This is a genomic window from Pseudomonadota bacterium (assembly GCA_041395565.1).
In the GTDB taxonomy this organism is placed as follows: Bacteria; Pseudomonadota; Gammaproteobacteria; order UBA9214; family UBA9214; genus UBA9214.
In genome coordinates, this window is sequence record JAWLAI010000002.1 from 307,022 (window position 1) to 324,490 (window position 17,469).

Sequence of the window (17,469 nt, forward strand, 5' to 3'; positions counted from 1 at the left end):
GGCTAGGGAACGACCGACGGATCGTTGTAGTACTGCGCACCGATATCCAGCCATTCGGCCAACAGTCGCAATTCTTCAGGAGTCAAATATCCGTCGTGCGTGCCGCCTGCAGCAAAGGGCGCGAAAAAGGCAGTGCTGGCGAGGGCGCCGGCCGGCGACATCGGTGGATTGACGATGATCGGCTCCGGTGTCGGCAGGCCCGTAACAGGGTCGATGGGGCCGGTCGGTTGCATGATGTCCTGCAGACCGCCCATACCATCCAGTTCCTCGGCATTGTCCTGGAACAGCAGTTCCCGATACGCCTTGAAGTGTTCAGGGACATTCGGGTCGACCCCGTCGGTCAGGTCGAGCTGGCCCGCCGGCACCATGGCCGCCCCCATGTTGTCCGCCCTGGCATGGCAGTTGATGCAGGTATCGGCACCGGCGACGCCGCGAGTGACACTCCAGAGCGGGTGTATATGGGTTTCGTAATGGATCATCGCCCGGCACAGGCTGGTCCAGGCAGGAGGGCTGCCGGTCTGGCAGGCAGCCGACTGCGGTGCGGGTGTTGTGAGTGCGGCATATGCCAGCGTAGTGCTGGCATCAGGCGTACGCACAGTCGGATCCGTCCAGTAGTCCACATAATGCAGGTCGGCGGAGGGCAGGAGGGTATCCGGAATTACGCGTGTTATCGTCTCAGCCATGCTTTCGCCGGGGTTGGAAAACAGCATGTTGGCGTTGTTGGTGTTCGGGAACTGCCCGTTTGCCGGAGCGCCGGCATAAGCCGATATCGGTGCTTCGGGATGCCCATGCGGCGTTCCACTGGTATGGTCATGGCAACCGTTGCAACGCACTTCCTCGCCCGGCCTTAACTGCAACCAGTTCTGGTGACGGCTGGAAAGGCGTCTGCCAGTGCCGTCGACCACGCTGATCGCCAGTGGCACGTTGGCCGGCACATAGGTGCGCACGGAACCATCGGGCTGAACCGGGGCATAACCGACTATCTCGCGCATCAGCTGTTGCGCGCTCGCGCCGAACGCCGTCCCGGGTATCTGCTTGGTATCATTATCCGGCATGCCAACGCTCTTCACGATTCGCAGAAAACGGGCAGGGCGGTCAGCGGCCGTCGTCAGCGCAGGATCGGCGAGCGTCGCGATATCCGGCACCGCGGTGTCGACGCCATCGACATCGTAGACACTACGAATATTCAGTATCCCGGCATTCATGGCCGCCGCTTCCGAGTCAAGATCGACTCCGGGCACCTTGTCGAAAATGATAGTCGGCACCTGATGCGGTGATACAGCAACGACATCTGAATAGGCGAAGCCTTCCTGCGGAACTACGATTGGAATCTGGGTATTGTTATCCATGTCGTAGATATAGACGCCATAGATGGGGTCGGCCTCGACTGCGGCAGGATCAGCGAGCCGGGCAGGGGTGCAAGGTACGATGAGACCATTCTCCACGACACGGCAGGCGCTCCAGCTTACCAATGCGCGGCTGGTACCGTCATTGAGTGGCCACGCACTCATGAAGCGGCCTCCTGGCGAGATCGAGTTGTCAGTATGCACCTCCATTCCGGTAGCCGGCTCCTGTGCCGGTCCACTCAAAACCCCCGTATTGGCCGCAGTCGGGAAGGTGTTGTCGATGTAATTGCTTGTGTCGATCAGCGTCAGATCACCACCAAGATTGGTGCCGGTAAACGGCAGCATGACCGTCATTATGCGGCCATCCTCCATCTCGCGCGGTTGTAGAAACTGTATCGTCGAGTTGTTGGTGCCGGTTGCATGACTGTGTGCTCCGTAGAGCAGCTGCAACTCGGTACCGTCGGGATTCATTTCATACAGGCTGATTTGCTCGCGGCCACCCATATTGTCCCAACGGCTGAACATGATCCTGCCGGAATGTGACGGATCCGCGCGCACGACCGGATCTAGATCATGACTGACGTTCATTGAAATCTGCTGGATATTGCCGCCGGGTGTATCCGGTAGCCCGGGAGGACCGAAATCGCCGGCCTCCATGACATGCAGCATCATGGCGTGCTCGGCTCGGTTCTCGTCCATTGCATAGAATGGACCAGTACCTTTTCCTTCGTCGGTCAGCGTAGCACGGAACTGACGCTGCCGATTGGACGAAAAGACGATTCTTCCATCGGGCAGGTAATGTGGTGCGATATCATCACCAGCCATGGATGAATTCGCCGTGGTTACACGCCGTAATCTGTCGGTCGGTATATCGTATTCCCAGATATCCCACTTGTTCTGCTCATCTCGTGTGGCATTGGGGATATCCGGCAGACGCAGGGAAAATATCAGCCTGGTACCGTCATAGGACACCTCTACATCCTTGACATCACCCAGTCCGCCCGTGATGGTGCCGGTGACGTTGTGCGTAGGCGCACTGGGAGATGCGAGGTCACGATAAAAGAGATCGCCGCCGGGGGTGAATCCTTCTGCCGTACGAATATCCTGCTGTACCAGTGCTCCGCCGGCATCGAACGCCAGTGGTCGCATGACGAAGGCGATACCGAAATCCTCTACTAGCGGGTCCGGGTCCTGACCGCTGCCGGTCCCGCCGCACCCGCTCAGTACGACCGACACCAGCGCGAGCAAGGCAAGCCTCCAAGCGGCTGTTTTCATTGGATATACTCCAGATTCGATATTGGTATTCATGGCTAATCGGCTCTCCGCGTAGCAAACCTGATACACGCAACAAAACCGATCACAGGATTGTGATCAGTTTCTCAGAGATCTTGAGCAGCAGGTGCGATACCACTATAGGGTTGGGCTTTGCACCATTCCGCGACGTCGATCACAGAAATTTATCGCCCTGCACCTCAGTATCTGCCTTCAGGGGCCGACTGCTGGTCCTGTAACCATCACCAGCCGGGATAGATCGCATGTGTTACAAGACTGAACGGAACTATGTTAAATACCGCATTTCCATTCGCAACGTCACACTTTTACTGCTTGCCTGCGCGGTATCAGCGTCGGCACTGGGTGGCGATCTGGAACGCCGTCAGGCCAAAAGAATCCATGACCGTATAGCCGGCGTCCCGCCCAGCGATACCGTTCTCGATGCAATGGAGGCCGCAATCGTCGGTAACGATGCTATCGGTGCCGCCTACATGGCGATGGATAACAGCGAATTCTACAACGTCACGCTCAAGAATTTCGCCACACCCTGGACGAACGAGGAGCAGACCCTGTTCGCACCCCTGAATGACTACACGGCGACCGTGATCGGTATGGTGCGTGACGATATCCCTTTCAACGAATTGCTGTCGGCAGACATTGTTTACAGAGGAAACCCGTCACTGCCTATCCCAGACTATTCGATGACGAACAATGACCACTACGAGGCATTGGAGAATCAGGGCTATGATCTGAAGACCGTGCTGGTACAGAGTGCACAGTCTGTTGAAAGCACGCTACCTACTAACGCGACCGCTGGTGTCATGACTACCCGCGCAGCTGCCGAAGCATTCTTTGTCGCCGGGACCAATCGGGCAATGTTTCGCTTCACGGTACTGAACCATCTCTGCAACGATCTGGAGCAGCTGAAGGATACCAGCAGGGTTACTGACAGGATCAGACAGGATGTGTCTCGCAGCCCCGGCGGTGACAGCAGAATATTCTTGAACTCCTGTGTCGGATGCCACAGCGGAATGGATCCTATGGCACAGGCATTCGCCTATTACAATTACAACGAGACGACCGGTAGCATCGAATATACCCCGGGTATTGTACAACCTAAGTACACAATCAACTCGGATACATTCAAATATGGCTTTGTGACGCCGGATGATTCGTGGAACAACTACTGGCGCGCCGGACAGAATTCATTGCTGGGATGGGATACGAATCTGCCAGGTAGCGGTAGTGGTGCAAAGACCCTCGGCATGGAACTAGCCAACAGCCATGCTTTTGCGAGCTGCCAGGTACAGAAGGCATTCGAAACCGTGTGCTTGCGCACTCCGGGGAATGCCAGTGACAGAAACCAGGTGGATGCCATTACTGCTGATTTCATTGCTAGCAACTACAACATGAAGACTGTCTTTGCTGAAACGGCTGTCTACTGCATGGGTGATTGAGGCATGAGCATACGTATCCTGAAAGATATTATTGATAACGCCCTGCGGTTTTCTGTAGCAGCAATGCTTGCTGCAGGCCTGGTTGCCTGTGGTGGCGGCGAAAGCACGGTTCAGAATCAGAATTCTGCCGGCACCAGTTCCGCACCGACCTATTCTGGCCCGGCGCCTGCTACCGCCGATGTTCAGTCGTTCAAGCTCAATGTCTGGGATAATCTGTATCAGGCCAACAGATGTGGTGGATGTCATATCGCGGGAGGGCAGGGCCCGACGGCGTTCGTGCGTACGGACGATATCAACCTTGCATATTCCGCTGCCAATACGATAGTCGATCTCGCTACTCCAGCCAATTCGCAGATGGTGGCCAAGGTGGCAAGCGGGCATAATTGCTGGCTCGGTTCCACTCAGGCGCAGGCCTGCGCTGACATCATTACGGCCTATATCACAGCCTGGGCTGGCGGCACGGCAAGCGGTGGTAACGTCATCACGCTGACAGCTCCGCCACTGAAGAGTCCGGCTGATACCAAGCGCTATCCGGCAGACTCGAGCCTGTTCGCTACTTTTGTGCACCCGCTGCTGACAGCCAACTGTTCCGGCTGTCATGTGGATTCCGCTGTCAATGCCCAATCGCCGTTCTTCGCTGACAGCGATCCCGACGCTGCCTACGAGGCGGCCAAGACGAAGATGAACCTGAACAATCCAGCTGATTCACGCTTTGTCGTGCGGCTACGCGACGAGTTCCACAATTGCTGGGATCCCAATAGCACCGGAAGCTCGGATTGCGCGGCATCCGCGCAAGTCATGGAAGCCGCAATTACCAACTTCGCCAACCAGGTTTCCGTGGTACCGATTGACCCGAACCTCGTCACTAGCATGGCTCTTACCTTGCCGGACGGCATTGTCGCCAGTGGTGGCAGCCGTATCGAGGACAACGTCATTGCCAAGTACGAGTTCAAGTCAGGATCCGGCCTAATCGCTTACGATACCAGCGGCATTTCTCCGGACATGCACCTTACCCTGAGTGGCGGTGTCGACTGGGTCGGGGGCTGGGGTATCAATATAACCAGCGGCAAGGCACAGGCACTGACAAGCGACAGTGCCAAACTCTATAACATGATCTCCGCTACAGGCGAATACACCATTGAGGCCTGGGTTGCTCCAGCCAATGTCTCCCAGGACAACACGGCACGAATCGTCAGTTACTCTGGCGGAACGACACAGCGCAATTTCACACTGGGGCAATCGCTGTACAATTATGAATTTCTGCATCGCAGTGACACCACTGACCTCAATGGCGAGCCAATGCTGCATACGGCAGATGCCGACGAGGACCTGCAGGCTACGCTGCAACACGTTGTCGCCACCTATGATCCTGTCAATGGACGCCGGATCTACGTCAATGGCGTATTCACGGGCGATACCGATCCGGTTAACGGCGGTTCACTGGTTGACTGGGACAACAGCTTTGCCTTCGTTATCGGCAACGAGGTGTCTAATGACCGCCAGTGGCAGGGCACCGTCCGGTTTGTTGCCATACACAATCGCGCACTGACTCCGGAACAGATAGTCCAGAATTTCAATGTTGGAGTTGGTGAAAAATTCTTCCTGCTGTTCAATGTTGATGCGCACACTGGCGTACCGGACAGCTATGTCATGTTCGAGGTTAGCCAGTTTGACAGTTACAGCTACCTGTTCAACAAGCCAATATTCATCAGCCTTGATCCTGCCGCCACACCCGATGGCATACCGGTGCGCGGCATTCGCATCGGTATCAATGGTTCGCTGGCGACCGTCGGCCAGGCATATGCCAACCTCGACACTACTGTCAGCAGCTCGCTTTACACGCCAGGCGTAGGTCAGCCGTTGTCGCCGCTTGGCACGATCATCGCGCTTGAAAGTGGGCCGGCGCAGGATGAATTCTTCCTTACCTTTGAACAACTCGGCAACGACACCAATGTGTTCACTGAACCGGCTGTTGTGGTACCGGCCTCGCCGCCGGATCTGCCGGAAGCCGCGGTAATCGGGCTGCGCAACTTTGACGAAATCAATGCCACCATGGCCAAGGTAACTGGCGTCGATAAGAATCAAGTCGACGTTAATGGCGTGTTCCAGACCGTCAAGCAGCAGCTGCCGTCTGCGGAGAATATCGAGGGATTCGTTTCTGCTCAGCAAATGGCGATATCCCAGCTGGCTATCGAGTACTGCAGCGCCCTGATAGAGAACCAGGGCACGATCTCGCGCGAAGCATACTTCCCTGGATTCTTTGCGCCAGCGCCGCTGCCGGAGTCCGCAGGCACCGCCTTCAACACTGCCGGCAAACGCGCCCTGATCATTACGCCCCTGATGGACCGGATACTCAACACGGGGCTCACGGTACAGCCGGATACCGCCGCGGTCACGACGGAGATCGAGAACCTGATGCTATTGCTTTCGGCTCCAGGCTGCTCGGCCACGCCACCGGTGACGTGCAATAGCGTCGCGCGTACCGAACAGGTTGTGAAGGCGAGCTGTGCTGCAATTCTCGGCAGTGCGGCCATGCTGTTGCAATAACATCACGAGGACTACCAGATGGCGAGAAACCGCAAATTCCGCGACCTCAACGAGCCCTTGCGCCTGAACACCCACGGCCGTCCGCGGACACGGCGCGAGTTCCTGGGGCAGGGTCTGATCGCCGGCCTTGGCCTCGTGACGGGTCCCACCCTGTTCAGCCTGTTTGCCAATCCGCGCAGCGCTGCGGCAGCGCTCTCACCGGAATACGATGCCCTTAAGGCCGCATGCGGGATCAGCACCCTGGGCGCGGGGAAAATACCCTTCATCTGTTTCGACCTTGCCGGTGGTGCGAATATCGCAGGGTCCAATGTCCTGGTCGGACAGCAGGGCGGACAGCTCGACTCCCTGAGCACCGCCGGATACAGCAAGCTTGGTCTGCCAGGAGACATGACTCCGGACTCAATCGATCCCTTGACCGGGCTCAATTACACCAACTTGGATTTCGGACTGGCATTCCATACGACAAGCGCCATGCTCACCGGCATCATGGAAAAGGCGCAGACTCGTGCTGCACTTGTCAATGGTGCAGTTATCCCGGCACGTTCGGATAATGATACAGGCAATAATCCGCACAACCCGATGTATGGCCTGGCCAAATATGTACTCGCGAATCCGAGTATCACTGCCTACGGCAGTGTCGTCGACCTGATAGGGTCACGCAGTTCTGACTCCGGCGGCAATTCCATGGCGCCCGCGGCAATGATAGATCCGGCATTGCGACCGACCAAGGTTGATCGCCCGTCAGATGTGACAGGTATGGTAGACACAGGTGATCTGATCGGTGTTCTCAGCCAGGATGATGCCGTTGCAGTGATGGAGTCTATCGAGCGTATCAGCAAGATGAAGCTAGACAGGGTCAGTACGCAGGTGACGGCGGATGCCGTCATCAAGGACCTGGTCCGCTGTGGCTATATCAAGGCAGCTGATATCGCTGATCGCTTCGGCAACCCGAGTCAGCTGGATCCCGCTCAGGACCCCGCTATCGTCGGTCCAGCCGGCATATTCACGCAGAGTGAATTCGACAGCGACAGCGAATTCCAGAAGACAGCTTCCGTGATGAAAATGGTGATCAACGGTTTTGCCGGCGCCGGGACGATAACCATGGGTGGCTACGACTATCATACCGGTGATCGATCCACAGGCGAGGCACGCGACCTGCGCGCCGGTCGTTGCATAGGCGCCTGCCTGGAATACGCAGCACGCGTCGGCGTGCCACTCATGGTCTACGTATTCAGCGACGGTTCGGTGTTCAGTAACGGCAGCGTAGACAACAGTGCAGGCGGCGGTGGCAAAGGTGTCTGGACCGGTGACAACTCCTCCACGGCCGCTTCATTTTTCCTGGTCTATAACCCGACCGGCCGACCGGCATTGCTTGGCTCAGACATTATCGAACAGGCCCGCCATCAGCAGATCGGATGGATGCGCCCGGACGCATCGGTGGAAACAACGGCCACCCCGGCAGCGAACCAGGTCAATCTATTGGTTGAAACGGTGATCCTCAATTACATGGCTTTACACGGCGAGGCAGCCAGCTTCCCGAATCTGTTCCCGAATCATGGTCTTGGCAATGCGGTGATGATGGACAGCCTGACTGCCTTCAATCCCATTGTGAACGGCTTTATCACCTAGCAGGCTGCACTGTTACAAGCAGCCCGGATGATGGGCTCGTCGCCGTAAACCAGGGCAGTCATTGCAGCCGGCCCGGTATTGCGGCGCCTTTCATCCGGGCTGCATCCCGTCAATCGGCCGGGATCGCTGCCGATATACCCGTCCATGCGCGTGCTTCGTTGCCTCCTGGCGATTGTTTTCCTGATGCTGATCATCCCGGCAGCATCTGCCGAGTGGTTGCGGCAGCACGCCGCGATCATGGGTACGGATATCAATGTCGAGTTATGGTACCCGGATGCGGTAAAGGGGCGCGATCTCATCGAGGCCGTGCTGGACGAAATGCGGCGCATCGACCGTCTGATGAGCACCTACCGCCCCGACAGTGAGATCTCGCGCATCAATGACACAGCCGCAAATCAACCGGTCACCGTTGGCAGCGAATTGTTTCACCTCATCGAGCAGGCATTGGAATATTCCGGCTTGACTTCAGGCGCATTCGATATTACATACGCAAGTGCCGGTTATCTCTATGATTATAGGAATCAAAAGAAACCCGATGAAAATCAGTTGGCTGCCGCTCTGCCTGCCATCGACTACCGTCACGTTGTCCTGGACGCAGCGAACCAGAGCGTGAGTTTCACACAGCCTGGGGTACGAATCGATCTCGGCGGCATCGCCAAGGGGTACGCTGTAGACCGCTGCATCTCGATCCTGCAGACGGCAGGAGTGGCAAATGCCCTGGTCAGTGCCGGCGGCGACACGCGCGTCATAGGCAGGCACTGGGACCATCCATGGGTGATAGGAATCCGCGATCCACGCAAGCGGGACGGTATCGTCACCCGTATTCCCTTAGAGAACATGGCGATATCGACGTCCGGGGATTACGAGCGCTATTTCGAACAGGATGGGGTCCGCTACCACCATATCCTCAATCCCGGAACCGGAAGGTCGCCGCATGAGATTCACAGCACGACGATCATAGGTGAAAACGCGACCCGCACAGATGCGTTGTCCACCAGCATATTCGTGCTTGGTGTGCAGCAGGGACTCGAGCTGGTCAATCGTCTGCCAGATGTCGAAGCCATCATCATCGATGCAGCCGGGAAACTGCATTATTCAAATGGGCTAGCCCGTCTGACCGACGCGAGATAAGCCTGGCATGACGGGCGGCATCGACCTATGTTCACACGCAGCCGTAGTTTCAATACCGGCGTGATTTTGTGAATCAGCTCGCAATATCCAACACGGGATCGCTGCAGACTCCGCATCAGTGACCGGAGCGCCAAAATTCGATCAATCTTTTCCCGCTGTAACCGACATATTTCGAGTCAGACGCGTGACTGCCGGCAATCCTCGAGGTCCAAGATGTTGCATCCAGAAATAAGCGGAAATTCAGTCAAATACATCATTGCAGGCATGATCCTGATGCTGGCGCTCAATGTCGCACTTGCCGACACACCTGGCACCGTCAGCCTGGATGAGGACATCCAATCACTGAAGCAGGATGTTATCGCACTGAATCGTGACCTGTTCCTGCTTGAAGAAGAATTGTTGTATCCAGCCAACACACAATTGGCCGTATTCGTGTCTCTCGATGTTGGTGAATTTTTCAAACTCGATTCGGTGCAACTGAAGATCGATGACAAGATCGTATCGAATTACCTTTACACACAGCGCGAGGTTGATGCCCTGCACCGAGGAGGGATTCAGCGACTCTACATGGGCAACCTGAAGGCAGGTGAACACGAACTGGTCGCTATCTATACCGGCATGGGTCCCAAAGGCCGCGACTACCGGCGAGGCGCGAACCTGGTGATCAACAAGAGCCTGGGCGCCAAGTTTGTCGAATTGAACATCGTTGACAACCCGAGCAGTGAACAGCCGGATTTCAGTATCAAGGAATGGGAATAAATCATGTTCCTGTTTGCTCGCAGCATTCTCTTGCCAGCGATGCTCGCGATGTGCTCTGCAATGTCTGCTGCAGAAGCAATAAAGCATCCAACGACTGCCCAGGACCTGCAGTACGGCGAAACGCTGTTCTATTATTATCAGGACGATTGGTTTGACAGCATCGTTCGGCTGCAAATTGCAAAAAGTCAGAACCGTCTTCCATACCACGGTCAGGAAGCTGAACTGCTGCTGGGCGGGCTGGATCTTTCCTACGGTTTGCGTGGCGAGGCGAGCCGCATCTTCGAGGTTCTGCTCACCGACTCAAACGCTGATGAACGCACCCGCAATCGCGCGTGGTTTTATCTTGCCAAGATATCCTATCAGCGCAGTGATATCACCACGGCATTGCAGGCACTGGCGCATGTCAGCGGCAAGATGACGCGATCAACGCGAACGGAAATTGCGCAACTGCACAGCCTGCTTCTGCTGCAGCTTGGACAAAATGAAGAAGCGATCAAAGTACTGCAGTCCGCAAGAAATGATGACGCATGGTCTCCCTATCTGGCATACAACCTCGGCGTTGCTCTCATTAAAAGCGGCAGTCTGCAAGAGGGTGCCGATGAACTGGATAGTATTGGTAAGATGTCCGGTCGCAGCGATGAAATACGCCTGCTGCGCGACAAGGCGAATCTGGCGCTGGGCTATAGTCATCTTCAACACGGGGAATCGACTGAATCAAGAACATTTCTAGACCGCGTACGTCTGGAAGGACCACTTTCCAACCAGGCATTGCTGGGGGCTGGCTGGGCCAATGCCGACTCGAACGATTACGGTCGCGCGCTGATCCCATGGAGCGAGCTTGGTAAGCGTGATTTAACGGATCCTGCTGTGCAGGAAGCGCTGCTTGCCATGCCATATGCCATGACCCGCATGAATCTGCACGGGCGGGCGGTACAGCATTACAACGACGCCATAGCAGTACTGTATGAAGAGAAGGAAAAACTCGACGCTTCCATAAATGCCATAAAAAATGGCGAGATGCTCGAGGTGCTGGAACAGCAGGATTTGCGCAGCGGTTCCGGCTGGCTGCAGAAGCTGACGGTGGACTCACAGTCACCGGCGATGCGTTATCAACTCACGCTCATGGCCGAGCATGAATTCCAGGAAGCTGTGAAGAACTATCGGGATTTGCTGAAGCTGCATGCCAATCTACAGACCTGGTCTGACAGTATGGATGCATTCGGGGAAATGCTCGCAGCGCGCGAGCAGCGCTTTTCCGATCATCGTCCTGCAGCCGAACAGGCCATACGCGCCAATGTACACACCCAGCTAGAGCAGCGGCATCGCGAACTCAGGCTGCGTGTCACGTCAGCCGAATCGACTGATGACCCCGTCAGTCTGGCTTCCGCAGAAGAACTTGGATTCTGGAATAATATCCAGAAAATCAACCGCAAGCTGGACGGCATGCCAAAAGGTGTGCAAACGGCTGGATTGCGCGAACGCGCACGACGAATTAAGGGTGCGCTGTACTGGGATATGAGCATGGACTTCAAGCCTCGCCTTTGGCAGGCCAAACGTCAACTGGTCGAAATAGCCGGACTGCTGGATCAGACGGCTCAGGCACGCCATTCGCTGGAATCCGCGGACATGCACACCACCACTGAATTTTCCAGTTACCAAGGGCGTGTTGATACGCGCAGAAAACAGGTTGATCGCCTACTGGCACGCACGGACAAGCTGCGGCTGGCACAAGGTAATTCTATCGAACAACTAGCGGTGGCGGAGCTCGAACAGCAAAAGAGTCGTATCGACACCTATATCGTACAGGCGCGCTTCTCACTGGCGCAGACGTTCGATAGCGCCCTGCATTCCGGAACAGGCGGTATCGAATGATGAGGTGTCTGCCAATCATGGCTATCCTGGCTACTTGCTGCAGTAGCTGCTCGTTGTTTCGTGCCGATGATTCTCGGACAATTGCGGATCTCGGCAATCGCCCCATAGTCCTGAGCGACTTACCGATCGACTCTACGGATCAGCAGGCTATGCTCGCCTACCGTAATTTCCTCGATACCGGCGACGCAACCGAGGCAAGGCCTCAGGCGATGCGCAGACTCGCTGATATCAGCCTCGAAGCAGAGGTATTACCTGAGGTTCAGCTCGAAGAGGCTAATGAGCCTGTCGCTTATCCGCAACAGATTCGCGATTCCATCCACCTGTATCAGGACGTCCTGAAGAATTATCCGGACCGCGCTGACAATGATTCCGTGCTGTATCAACTCGCTCGCGCCTACGAAATGGACGGCGAGGCGGAAAGTTCACTGGCGACTCTGAATAAGCTGGTCGCACAGTATCCGCAAAGCAAGCTTCGTATCGAAGCGCAGTTCAGGCTGGGTGAAATACTCTTTGTCAGGAAAGACTACCACCTGGCCGAACGGGCGTATCAGGAAGTGGTCTACGCCAGAGAAAATAATCCATTTTACGAACAGTCGCTGTACAAGCTGGGTTGGTGCTATTTCAAACAGGGCATGTTCACAGAAGGCCTAGAGGAATTCACAGCCCTGCTTGATATCAAGCTTGCAGCACAGACCAACGACGGTGATCGCCTTGACGCGCTCGAACGCGCGGACCGCGAACTCATAGACGATACTCTGCGCGTGATGAGCCTGAGTTTCTCGTATGAGGAAGGCGCCAGAACTGTCGCCGTATACTATGCATCGCATGGTACCCGGCATTATGAAGACCTTGTTTACGATCGTCTTGGCGCACTCTATCTAGACAAGGAGCGCTATACTGACGCCGCTGAAACATTTCAGTCATTCGTGAACAGTAATCCGATACACCGGCAGGCTCCTGCATTTCAGATGCGCGTGATCGGAACTTACGAAGCCGGCAATTTCCCCTCCCTCGTGTTGCAGGGTAAAACGGAATTCGTGAAACGCTACAATCTCCAGGGTGAGTACTGGCAGCACCATAACAGGGAAGAAGCAGGGCAGGTGCTGGGATTCCTTAAGGAAACCATGACCGACCTGACACGTTACTATCATGCACAGGCGCAACGCAGCCATAAGCAAGAAGAATATGCCGAAGCCGCGCACTGGTACCGTACCTGGCTGGGGTCATTCGTCGATACGCCTGAAGCGCCGGCCATGAATTTCCTGCTGGCTGAACTGCTGGATGAATCCGGCAAGCATGATGAATCTGCCACCGAATTTGTTCGCACTGCCTACGATTACGGTGAGCATTCCAAGGCGGCCGAGGCCGGCTATGCCTCGGTTCTCGCTTATGAAAAACACGAGGCACAACTGAACGGGACAGAGCGCGACAGCTGGCATCGTGAGTCGATTGAAAATGCATTGCGCTTTGCGGCAAGTTTCCCGCAGCATCCCCAGGCAGTCGCCGTTCTTACCCACAGCGCGGAGCAGTTGCTCGCTGTTGGTGAAACACAGCGCGCCATTCAGGTGGCGCAGCAGGTCATCGATGCTGACTCTGCCTCAGCGCAGCAACAGCTGGTCTGCTGGACCGTTCAGGGTCACGCCTTTTTCGATATCGAAGATTACCTCCATGCCGAACAGGCCTATCAGCAGGTGCTGGCGAGAACAGCAGCTGATGACAAGAATTTAAGTCTTTTGACAGAAAGGCTTGCCGCGTCTATATACAAACAGGGCGAAGCGGCACAGGCAGCCGGAGACATGTCTGCAGCCGTTGGTCATTTCCAGCGAGTCGGCAGCGTAACACCGACGGCGAGCATTGTTGCAACGGCAGAATTCGACGCAGCCGCCGGTCTCATGCAACTGCAGGACTTTGGTGCCGCTGCGAGTACGCTGGAACGCTTCCGCAACAGCTACCCTGACGATCCGCGTGCTGGCGAGGTTTCACGCCGGCTCGCATCAGCCTATCTCGGCAGCGCCCGCCCCCTACAGGCAGCCAGGGAATTCGAGCGTATCGGTCGCAGTGAAGCAGGGCCGGAATTGCGCAGAGATGCATTGCTGCAAGCCGCAGAACTGTATACCAAAGCAGGAGAAGACGCGCAGTCAGTCGCATTGTACGAGAACTACGTAGAACAGTTTCCCCAACCGCTCGAGGCTGCCGAAGAGGCGCGTCACCATATTGCCGACTACTATCATGATGCCGGTGAAACGCGTGCATGGCAGGACTGGCTCGCAAAGATCATCGCTGCAGATGCAACTGCAGGGCGTGATCGTACGGATCGCACGCGCTACCTCGCTGCGATCTCTAGCCTGGCTTTGGCGGACGCAAAGAATGATGAATACCAGGCTGTCAAGCTGACGCTGCCGTTGGACAAGACATTGGCTCGCAAGAAGCGCCTGCTAGAGGATACGCTGGCACGATACCAGCAGGCAGCCGCTTACGATGTCGCTATCGTTACCACTGCCAGCGCCTTCCATACAGCACAGCTCTATTCGCACCTGGGCAAGGCCCTGATGGAATCCGAACGACCGCACAATCTTGGTGCAGACGCACTCGAGGAATACAACATACTGCTGGAAGATCAAGCATATCCATTCGAGGAGCAGGCGATTGCATTGCACGAGACCAATGCCACGCGCGTTCAGTTCGGCACATTCGATGCGTGGATTGAACGGAGCCTGCAGGAACTGGCACGACTCGTCCCGGGGAAATATGCCAAGCTCGAAAGGAGCACAAAATATGTGGCAACGCTTCATTAAACCAGTTCCGCTCTTGTATCTGATCTTGCTGGCGGGGTGCGCCACAGCACCGCAGGTGGAGACCGTGCAAAGGCCGCCGGTAAGCGCGCTCAATGCGGCCACGGATGCTGACGTAGATGCGGAGTTTAAGGCCGCAGTGGCTCTGATGAAGGCAGACCGCTGGGAAGCGGCAGCGGAGAAACTTGCCGCGATCACCGTGACAGACTCGCAATTATCTGGTGCCTGGACCAATCTTGGTATCGCCAGGAACATGCTTGGTGATCAGGCAGGCGCAGAAGCTGCGCTGCGCCAGGCAATCGCAGTCAACAGCAGCCAGGTTGCCGCCTATAGTGAGCTGGCTCTCCTGTGCCGCCGCAGCGGGCGCCTGGAGGAAGCCGCAGCCATCTACAACCAGGGCCTGGCCGTCAATCCCAACAGTGAAGATATCCATTGGAATCTGGCCGTGCTGTATGACCAGTATCTCACGGAACCCGTCCTCGCGTTACAACACTACGAGCGTTACCAGCAATTGACGGGATCTGAGGACAGGTTTTTACTGTCGTGGATAGATGAATTGCGCGACAAAGCCAGCCAGGTGAGCGTAGCTGCGGGAGCCAAACAATGAGTACGATTGACGTTCGATACCTTGCAGCCTTCACAGTACTACTGTTGTGCAGCCTCGGCACGGCGCTTGGTGCCGACAAACTCGAACTCGAGGGCACGACCATCACGGGTAATCAGGAGCTGCCCAAGGCACTCCATATCGTGCCTTGGAAGCCTGCAGAAGCTGGCGAACTGGCTACTCGTCCGATGAACAGCCTTGTTGACCAGATTCTGGCGCCTGTCGACCGTGACGTATTTCTCAGGGAACTCGAATACTACGAAGCAGTTCACAGTTCTGAATAACCAGTTTATTTAAGGTTATTGAACTTTTCTGCGGCCGTGCCGATTCGCAACACTACCAGCGCGCTGGCGCATTGAATTCAGGAAACACAGGGGAAGCAAGAGGACTTTGACTATGGACTTGTACAATACTTTTGTCGGATTTTTCCAGTCTGGCGGGTTTTTCATGTACCCGATTGTTCTGGTTCTTGCGCTGGGACTGGCAATCGCAGTGGAAAGATATATCTACCTGAGTGCCGCGAATAGCAGCAATCAACGCCTGTGGAAGAAGTTGGCACCCCATCTTGCCAAGGGTGATTATCTTCAGGTCGCCATGCTCACCGAAAAGTCGCGCTCTGCAATCAGTCATATCTTCGGTTACGGCCTTAGCCGCGCCAGAACGTCACGGCGCCGGGACGATGTTGAAATTGCCATGGAGGAGGGACTGATGGAAACAGTTCCGAATCTTGAAAAGCGTACGGCCTATCTGGCCACATTCGCCAATATCGCCACACTGCTAGGCCTGCTCGGGACCATCATCGGACTGATCCAGGCATTTACCGCTGTGGCATCGGCCAATCCATCGGAAAAAGCCGATATGTTGTCAGCGAGTATCTCGGTCGCGATGAATACCACGGCTTTCGGCCTGATGGTAGCCATCCCGTTACTGCTCATTTATGCGGTTTTGCAAACCAAGACCACGCAATTGATCGACAGCCTGGAAATGGCTTCTGTCAAGTTTCTTAACAGCATCACCGAGAAACCGCTCGAAGGTAAGGCGGGATGAGAAACCGCTTCACCCGAAAGCACAGGTCCCAGGAATCCGGTGATATCAATATCACCGCATTCATGAATCTGATGGTGATCCTGGTGCCTTTCCTGCTGATTACAGCAGTATTTTCGCGCATAACAATCCTGGAGCTGAACCTGCCAGCCGCAGCCAGCACGTCACAGCAGGACATCGAGCAGAACTTCCATCTCGAGATTGTCGTGCGCAGTGACGGGATCGAGGTGGGCGATCGTGACGGCGGCCTGATCAAGCGTCTGCCGCTGAAGGACGGCAACCAGGACTATGAAGAGCTCTCCACGTTGCTGCAACAAGTCAAGGCGCGTTTTCCAGAAAAGGCTGATGCAACATTGCTGCTGGAGCCTGATACCGAGTACGAGACAATGGTGCACGTCATGGACAACATACGCACTGCACGTGTGGTACAAGCGGGCAGCGTGATCAGTGCCGAGCTCTTCCCGGAGATCTCCATCGGTGATGCACCAGACTCGCAGATGCAGGTGGCAAAAAAATGAAAATGTCGAGACGCGCCAAGCGCATGGAGCGCCAACACGTACGCCATGGCCGCGGCATGGGGCTGAATCTCGTTTCCTTGATGGACATATTCACGATTCTCGTGTTTTTTCTGCTGGTCAACACATCCGACGGCGAGATATTGCCAACCCATAAGTCCGTGAAGCTGCCGGAGTCCATATCGGAGCAACAGCCGCATGTCACGGTAACTATCATGGTCAACGAGGAAAGCGTACTGCTGCATGGCCAGGTAATCGCATCAGTCTCCAGTATCATGCAAGAGCAGGGCAGCTATTCACGTGTGCTGCAAACCGCACTCATCACCCAGGCGAACGAGGCCCTCGGCGGTAACGGCACAACCCCGGACCGGCGGGAAGCCACGATCATGGGTGACAAGGAGATACCCTACAGCCTGTTGAAGAAGGTCATGGCCTCCTGTACCAAGGCCGGTTTCAACCACATCTCACTTGCAGTACTGCAGAAGCCACTGGAGAGCTGAG

13 protein-coding genes are annotated in these 17,469 nt (G+C 55.9%); 12 read left to right on the top strand and 1 reads right to left on the bottom strand.

Annotation, left to right across the window (positions count from 1 at the left end; all coding sequences use genetic code 11):
* Positions 1-2: 2 nt before the first annotated feature.
* Positions 3-2,654 carry a hypothetical protein gene (locus R3F42_01510; protein MEZ5540701.1) on the bottom strand — a complete coding sequence of 884 codons (2,652 nt, stop codon included), beginning with the start codon at positions 2,652-2,654 and terminating at the stop codon, positions 3-5.
* A 227-nt stretch (positions 2,655-2,881) separates the two neighbouring features.
* Here R3F42_01510 and R3F42_01515 point away from each other — a divergent pair, with 227 nt between their 5' ends.
* The 12 genes from R3F42_01515 (at position 2,882) to R3F42_01570 (ending at position 17,468) form a co-directional block, all read left to right on the top strand.
* A complete protein-coding gene (locus tag R3F42_01515) occupies positions 2,882-4,075 on the top strand; it encodes a hypothetical protein (GenBank protein ID MEZ5540702.1) in 1,194 nt (397 codons plus the stop codon).
* Between the two features lie 3 nt (positions 4,076-4,078).
* A complete protein-coding gene (locus R3F42_01520; GenBank protein ID MEZ5540703.1) occupies positions 4,079-6,622 on the top strand; it encodes a LamG domain-containing protein in 2,544 nt (847 codons plus the stop codon).
* Between the two features lie 18 nt (positions 6,623-6,640).
* Positions 6,641-8,251, top strand: coding sequence for a hypothetical protein (locus R3F42_01525; protein ID MEZ5540704.1), 1,611 nt, complete (start codon positions 6,641-6,643; stop codon positions 8,249-8,251).
* Between the two features lie 183 nt (positions 8,252-8,434).
* A complete protein-coding gene (locus R3F42_01530) occupies positions 8,435-9,382 on the top strand; it encodes an FAD:protein FMN transferase (protein MEZ5540705.1) in 948 nt (315 codons plus the stop codon).
* 213 nt (positions 9,383-9,595) lie between these two features.
* Positions 9,596-10,141 (top strand): AraC family transcriptional regulator, encoded by a 546-nt coding sequence (locus R3F42_01535; protein MEZ5540706.1) that lies wholly within the window; start codon positions 9,596-9,598, stop codon positions 10,139-10,141.
* 3 nt (positions 10,142-10,144) lie between these two features.
* Entirely contained in the window at positions 10,145-12,013 is a 1,869-nt protein-coding gene (locus tag R3F42_01540) for a tetratricopeptide repeat protein (protein MEZ5540707.1), read from the top strand.
* Between the two features lie 149 nt (positions 12,014-12,162).
* Complete coding sequence (locus R3F42_01545) at positions 12,163-14,808, top strand: tetratricopeptide repeat protein (GenBank protein MEZ5540708.1); 2,646 nt, start codon at positions 12,163-12,165, stop codon at positions 14,806-14,808.
* A complete protein-coding gene (locus R3F42_01550) occupies positions 14,789-15,412 on the top strand; it encodes a tetratricopeptide repeat protein (protein MEZ5540709.1) in 624 nt (207 codons plus the stop codon). The genes R3F42_01545 and R3F42_01550 overlap by 20 nt, the downstream gene beginning before the upstream one ends.
* A complete protein-coding gene (locus tag R3F42_01555) occupies positions 15,409-15,693 on the top strand; it encodes a hypothetical protein (GenBank protein ID MEZ5540710.1) in 285 nt (94 codons plus the stop codon). Before R3F42_01550 ends, R3F42_01555 begins: the two co-directional genes overlap by 4 nt.
* A 112-nt stretch (positions 15,694-15,805) precedes the next feature.
* The gene (locus R3F42_01560; GenBank protein ID MEZ5540711.1) at positions 15,806-16,456 is read left to right on the top strand and encodes a MotA/TolQ/ExbB proton channel family protein; all 651 of its coding nucleotides are present in this window, start codon (positions 15,806-15,808) and stop codon (positions 16,454-16,456) included.
* Positions 16,453-16,971: a biopolymer transporter ExbD gene (locus tag R3F42_01565; GenBank protein MEZ5540712.1), complete on the top strand. Its 519-nt coding sequence runs from the start codon at positions 16,453-16,455 to the stop codon at positions 16,969-16,971. Before R3F42_01560 ends, R3F42_01565 begins: the two co-directional genes overlap by 4 nt.
* A complete protein-coding gene (locus R3F42_01570; GenBank protein ID MEZ5540713.1) occupies positions 16,968-17,468 on the top strand; it encodes a biopolymer transporter ExbD in 501 nt (166 codons plus the stop codon). The genes R3F42_01565 and R3F42_01570 overlap by 4 nt, the downstream gene beginning before the upstream one ends.
* The last annotated feature ends 1 nt before the right edge of the window (position 17,469 follow it).

Coding starts and splice junctions, on each gene's coding strand:
- R3F42_01510 (MEZ5540701.1), bottom strand. CDS start 2,654: ATGAATACCAATATCGAATCTGGAGTATATCCAATGAAAACAGCCGCT.
- R3F42_01515 (MEZ5540702.1), top strand. CDS start 2,882: ATGTGTTACAAGACTGAACGGAACTATGTTAAATACCGCATTTCCATT.
- R3F42_01520 (MEZ5540703.1), top strand. CDS start 4,079: ATGAGCATACGTATCCTGAAAGATATTATTGATAACGCCCTGCGGTTT.
- R3F42_01525 (MEZ5540704.1), top strand. CDS start 6,641: ATGGCGAGAAACCGCAAATTCCGCGACCTCAACGAGCCCTTGCGCCTG.
- R3F42_01530 (MEZ5540705.1), top strand. CDS start 8,435: ATGCTGATCATCCCGGCAGCATCTGCCGAGTGGTTGCGGCAGCACGCC.
- R3F42_01535 (MEZ5540706.1), top strand. CDS start 9,596: ATGTTGCATCCAGAAATAAGCGGAAATTCAGTCAAATACATCATTGCA.
- R3F42_01540 (MEZ5540707.1), top strand. CDS start 10,145: ATGTTCCTGTTTGCTCGCAGCATTCTCTTGCCAGCGATGCTCGCGATG.
- R3F42_01545 (MEZ5540708.1), top strand. CDS start 12,163: ATGCTCGCCTACCGTAATTTCCTCGATACCGGCGACGCAACCGAGGCA.
- R3F42_01550 (MEZ5540709.1), top strand. CDS start 14,789: ATGTGGCAACGCTTCATTAAACCAGTTCCGCTCTTGTATCTGATCTTG.
- R3F42_01555 (MEZ5540710.1), top strand. CDS start 15,409: ATGAGTACGATTGACGTTCGATACCTTGCAGCCTTCACAGTACTACTG.
- R3F42_01560 (MEZ5540711.1), top strand. CDS start 15,806: ATGGACTTGTACAATACTTTTGTCGGATTTTTCCAGTCTGGCGGGTTT.
- R3F42_01565 (MEZ5540712.1), top strand. CDS start 16,453: ATGAGAAACCGCTTCACCCGAAAGCACAGGTCCCAGGAATCCGGTGAT.
- R3F42_01570 (MEZ5540713.1), top strand. CDS start 16,968: ATGAAAATGTCGAGACGCGCCAAGCGCATGGAGCGCCAACACGTACGC.